The 5470-nt window shown below is 66.9% G+C and carries 3 protein-coding genes; all 3 read left to right on the top strand.

Annotated features, from left to right (window positions below; translation table 11 throughout):
* Window positions 1-162 precede the first annotated feature (162 nt).
* The 3 genes from KGQ19_RS47170 to KGQ19_RS47160 all read left to right on the top strand — a co-directional run bounded on the left by KGQ19_RS47170 (window position 163) and on the right by KGQ19_RS47160 (window position 5120).
* Window positions 163-912, top strand: a complete 750-nt coding sequence (locus KGQ19_RS47170; RefSeq protein ID WP_212021923.1) for a bestrophin-like domain — start codon at window positions 163-165, stop codon at window positions 910-912.
* 210 nt (window positions 913-1122) lie between these two features.
* Window positions 1123-4398 (top strand): penicillin acylase family protein, encoded by a 3276-nt coding sequence (locus KGQ19_RS47165; protein WP_212021921.1) that lies wholly within the window; start codon window positions 1123-1125, stop codon window positions 4396-4398.
* Window positions 4399-4526: 128 nt separating this feature from the next.
* Entirely contained in the window at window positions 4527-5120 is a 594-nt protein-coding gene (locus KGQ19_RS47160; protein WP_212021919.1) for a TetR/AcrR family transcriptional regulator, read from the top strand.
* Window positions 5121-5470: the final 350 nt, after the last annotated feature.

The following is a 5470-nucleotide window of genomic DNA, read 5'->3' as shown; positions in this document are numbered from 1 at the left end:
CACCAAGCCGCCCCCGACCCTTCCCGTGGCCGCGACCCACCTGTCACAACCCCCGCGCCCGGGCGTCAAAACCCCCTTGTTCCTCCTCGTCATGATGATGCCGGCAGCCGGCGCCGCCGCGGTCCTCGCGGCGCGCCGGAAATAGACCCGCGGGAGCGGCGAATGTCCAATTTGGTCAGTGGTCTGATCGTCGTGGCCGTCGCCGGCCTGATCGGCGCGATCGGCCTGGTGGTACGGGTCCGTGTGTTCCCTGCGAAGGAGGATGAAGAGCGCGAGGACGTCGCGGGTTACGTGACCATGATGGTCGGCGTCATGTTCGCGCTGATCCTGGCGCTGGCGCTGGTCTCGGTGTGGGAGGACAGGGACAGTGCCGAGGGGCACGTCGCGACCGAGGCGAGCAGCCTGCACGAGACCTACCTGCTCGGCGCCGCGATGCTGCCCGCCGACCAGGCGAAGATCCAGGCGGCGGCGACCGCCTACGCGGACTACGTCGAGCACACCGAATGGCCGGCGATGCGTTCCGGCAAGGAGATCGGCGACACCGGCTGGCAGCTGCTGACCAACCTGCGCACCGCGTTCCTGAACGCCGACGTGACGACCCAGGCCCGGCAGGCTGTGCTCTCGGACGCCACGACGCAGATCAGCAATCTGGCCGACGCGCGCCGCGGCCGCCTGGACGACACGGACAAGCGCATGCCGTCCATCCTGTGGGTCGGCCTCGTCCTCGGCGGCGTGCTGACCGTGGGCCTGACTTTCATCTACGGCATCGAACAACGCTTCACCCACGTCGGCATGGTGATGGGCCTGGCCGCGCTGATCGGCTTCGTCCTGATCCTGATCTACGACCTGGACAACCCCTTCAACCAGGGCATCGGCATCGATTCGGCGCCGTTCGACCGGTACTTCCCCTGATCGAGGCGGATCAAGGACCTGATCTGACCTGATGCGAGGGCTCGATGGCGGTCGGCGGCGCCCGACGATGATCGGTGATGTTCTGTGATGGGACGGTCGCGCCCTGATTCTGGGTCAACCGTCTCAGTCATTCGTTCGGAAGCCCTTCCGCAACGTGTTACTCGGTAGTAGCGTGCGCCGCGCCACACATCCGGTGAGAGGAGACCGAGCATGCACATCCGTGCCCGAACGATGGCCGCGGCGCTGACGGCGCTGGCGGTGAGTGGGGCCCTCGCGGTACCCGCGGTGACGGCTTCGGCGACCTCCGCGGGAGCCCGTGCCAAACCGGCCACCATCGCCGCGTCCGGTGTCGCCGACGACTGCCTGGGTCAGTGCAATGACATCCTGCCGCCCGGGGAGAACGGCAGCGCCACCACCGCGCAGATCCTGTGGTTCAAGACCACCGGGAACCGGCCGGCCAACACCGATGACCAGCTCGGAAAGTACGCGAGTCTGGTCGACGGCTACACCGGTCTGACCAATAGCACGTTGGGCAACTTCTTCAACGACTCCTCGTTCGGCGTTCCGGCCAACCAGGTCACCAGCACCCTCAATCCCGGCGGCCGCAGTGACGTCACCATCACCCGGGACACCGAGGACATCCCGCACATCTACGGGACCACGCGGGCCGGTACCGAATACGGGGCCGGATACGCCGCCGGGCAGGACCGGCTGTGGATGATGGACGTCTTCCGCCACGTCGGCCGCGGCGAGCTCAGCGGGTTCGCCGGTGGCGCGGCCGGTAACCGGCAGCTGGAGCAGCAGTTCTACCTCAACGGTGCCTACACCGAACCCGATCTGCAGGCGCAGATCGACCGCGTGAAGAACAGCGGACCGCGCGGCGCGCAGGCCTACCAGGACATGACCAACTACCTGGCCGGGCTGAACCAGTACATCGCCGACGTGAAGGCCGGCGACGACTTCCCCGGCGAGTACGACCTCACCGGCAACGCCAACATCCTGACCGGCGACGGCATCCAGAACTTCCAGCCCACCGACCTGGTGGCGATCGGCTCCGTGATCGGCGCGCTGTTCGGCGCGGGCGGCGGCAACCAGGTCGCCTCCGCGCTGGTGAAGGAGGCGGCCGAGGCCAAGTACGGGACCGCTCAGGGTGACGCGGTCTGGAACTCCTTCCGGGAGGAGAACGACCCCGAGGCGGACCTGACGCTGCACGACGGCCAGTCGTTCCCGTTCAACGGCACCCCGGCGAACGCCTCCGGGGTGGCGATGCCCGACCCGGGCTCGGTCAGCCCGCAGCAGGTCGTCTTCGACCCGACCGGCTCGGCCGCGTCCAGCACCACGGCGTCCGTCCCGACGATCGCCACCGGCTCGGCCGCCGTCAAGTCGGCCACTTCCGCGGCCAACCTGAAGGCCGATCCGGCCCTGGCCAAGCAGGCGAACTCGATGGCCAACGGCGTGCTACCGGCCGGTCTGTTCCAGACCAAGCGCGGCATGTCCAACGCCTTGGTCGTCTCCGGTCAATACACTGACACCGGTAATCCGGTGGCCGTGTTCGGCCCGCAGACCGGTTACTTCGCTCCGCAGCTGTTGATGTTGGAGGAGATTCAGGGTCCTGGTATCAGTGCCCGGGGTGCAGCCTTCGCCGGCCTGAACTTCTATGTCGAGCTGGGCCGCGGCGCCGACTACTCCTGGAGTGCCACCTCGGCCGGCCAGGACATGATCGACACGTTCGCTGTGACGTTGTGCAACACCGATGGCACGCCGGCGACCAAGGACTCCGACGCCTATCTGTACAACGGTGTGTGCACGCCGATGCAGCAGATCGAGCGGGACGACTCCTGGAGCCCGACCCTCGCCGACAGCACACCGGCCGGTTCCTACAAACTCATCGCGTTCCGCACGAACTTCGGCATCGTGCAGGCGCGTGCCACGATCGGCGGTAAACCGGTCGCGTACACCCAGTTGCGCTCGACGTACCAACACGAGGTCGACACGATCGTCGGCTTCCAGATGTTCAACGACCCCAGCGTCGTGACCGGCCCGGCCGGGTTCCAGCAGGCGGCCTCGAACATCACCTACACGTTCAACTGGTTCTACGTCGACTCCCAGCACACGGCCTACTACAACTCGGGTCTGAACCCGACGCGCCCGGCCCAGGACGACCCGAACCTGCCGATCACCGCCGATGCCGCGCACCAGTGGCTGAACTGGGATCCGAGTACGAACACGGTCGCCAACACGCCGTTTGCGGCGCATCCGAACTCCATCGACCAGGACTACTACGTGTCCTGGAACAACAAGATCGCGCAGGACTACACCGTCTCCGGCTTCGGTGACGGTTCGATCTACCGCAGCAACCTGCTCGACGAGCGCGTCAAGGGTCTGATCAACTCCGGCACCAAGGTGACCCGGGCCAACCTGACCCAGGCGATGGAGGATGCGGCGCTGACCGACCTGCGCGGGGAGAAGCTGCTGCCGGAGTTGTTGCAGGTGATCGGCACGCCGACGGATCCGACGCAGGCCGCCGCTGTGGCCGAGCTGAAGACCTGGCTGGCCGACGGCGCCCAGCGCAAGGAAACCACGGCCGGCAGCAAGACCTACGCCGACTCCGACGCCATCCGCATCATGGACGCCTGGTGGCCGCTGCTGGTCCAAGCCGAATTCCAACCCGGTATGGGCAGCGACCTCTACTCGGCGATGACCGGCGTCCTGTCGGTTGACGACTCGCCCTACGGCGGCTCCGAAGCCGGCGTGGCCCACAAGGGCTCGTCGTTCCAGTCCGGCTGGTATTCCTACGTCGACAAGGACCTGCGCAGCGTCCTCGGCGAATCGGTTCAGGGCCCGTTGGCGCAGAGCTACTGCGGCGGCGGCAACCTGACCGCGTGCCGCACCGCTCTGCTGTCGGCGCTGTCTTCCGCGATCGCCACCCCGGCGGCCACCGTCTACCCGGCGGACTCGGTCTGCTCGGCCGGCGACCAGTGGTGCGCCGACTCCATCCAGCAGCACCCGCTGGGCGGCATCACCGACGACCAGAGCAACTGGCAGAACCGCCCGACCTTCCAGCAGGTCGTGCAGTACCCGGCACACCGCGGCGCGAACGTCTCCGACCTGGCGACGAAGAGCACTGCGACGGCCTCCAGCAGCCAATCGGGATATCCGGCGCAGAACGCGGTGACCGGCAACGGCGCCAACCGCTGGGCCAGCAACTGGGATGACAACGAGTGGCTGCAGGTGGACCTCGGTTCGGTCCAGCAGGTCGGCCGCGTGATGCTGAACTGGGAAGCCGCCTACGGCAAGGCCTACAACATCGAGGTCTCCGACGACGGCACCAACTGGCGCACCGTCTACACCACGACCACCGGCCACGGCGGCCAGGAAGTCGATAGCTTCCCGACGACCAACGCCCGCTACGTGCGGATGCAAGGAGTCCAACGCGCCACCGGCTGGGGCTACTCTCTGTACCAATTCCAGGTCTACGCCCTGTAGACATCCTGGAGGTACCAGCTAAGCAAACTGACACCCCCACAACCTCGCCCGGACCGCACCCTCGCGGTCCGGGCGAGGCCGGTCGGGGCCGGTCAGGGTCGAGGGTAAGTAAGAGAACGGAGCACCGAATGCCGCGCATAGCCGTCGACGAACGCCGGGGACTGCTCGTCGAGGCGGCGATCCGGGTCATGGTCCGGGACGGCGTGGCCAAGGCCACCACCCGCTCGATCGTGGCCGAGGCGGGCATGGCCCTGGCGGCGTTCCACTACAGCTTCCGCTCCAAGCAGGAACTGCTGGAGAACGTCATCGAGACCATCACCGCGCACACCCTCGACCTGGCCGTCGAAGTCCTCGGCGGGGAGGGGAACGCGCAGGAGAAGGTGCGCTCGGCGCTGGACACGTACTGGCGCCACGTGGTCGCCAACCCGGGGGAGCACCGCGTCACGTACGAGCTGACGCAGTACGCGCTGCGGCACCCGGGACTCGCGACCATCGCGAAGCGGCAGTACGAGGCCTACATCGCCGCGGCCTCGACGCTGATCGAGTCGCTGGACGTCACCTGGAAGGCGCCGACACCGGTCGTGGCGCGGTATCTGATCTCGGTGATGGACGGGATGACGCTGCTGTGGTTGAACGAGGGGGACGACGCCTCCTCGCGGGCCGCGCTGGATCTGGCCGGGGATCATCTGGTCAGCTTGATTGAGGGGGACGCGGGGGCTTGAGTTGGGGGTGTCGTCGCTGTTCTGTCCTGTTTTAATGTGGCGTGGCGTGGCGTGGCGTGGCGTGGCGTGGTGTGGTCGGAGCGGGGCTGCGCTTCCGTTTAATCAGAACCCTCCGGATTTGATCCAGGCTCTGATGTGCCCCCGGGTTTGGCTTGGGCTTATGGGGCGGGGGGTTCGCGGAGGGGAGGATTCTTGACCTGAGCTGCGGTCAGCTTGTGGGTTATAAGAGCCTGTTGCTCAACCGAACGTTGTGTGTGGCGTGGACTCGTCTGAGTGATTTGGTGTCAATGTACGCATAAAGGCAGGGCCTCCTGTGTAGCTCGTGGGTGTTGAGTCCGATGAGCACCAGG

Origin of the sequence: Catenulispora pinistramenti (genome assembly GCF_018274385.1) — a bacterium.
Lineage (GTDB): Bacteria > Actinomycetota > Actinomycetes > Streptomycetales > Catenulisporaceae > Catenulispora > Catenulispora pinistramenti.
The sequence above is the reverse complement of the archived record's forward strand: the minus strand, read 5'-3'. Positions and strand labels throughout refer to the sequence as shown.

Excerpts from the sequence above, each read along its gene's own strand:
- KGQ19_RS47170 (WP_212021923.1), top strand. The coding sequence starts at position 163 with ATGTCCAATTTGGTCAGTGGTCTGATCGTCGTGGCCGTCGCCGGCCTG.
- KGQ19_RS47165 (WP_212021921.1), top strand. The coding sequence starts at position 1,123 with ATGCACATCCGTGCCCGAACGATGGCCGCGGCGCTGACGGCGCTGGCG.
- KGQ19_RS47160 (WP_212021919.1), top strand. The coding sequence starts at position 4,527 with ATGCCGCGCATAGCCGTCGACGAACGCCGGGGACTGCTCGTCGAGGCG.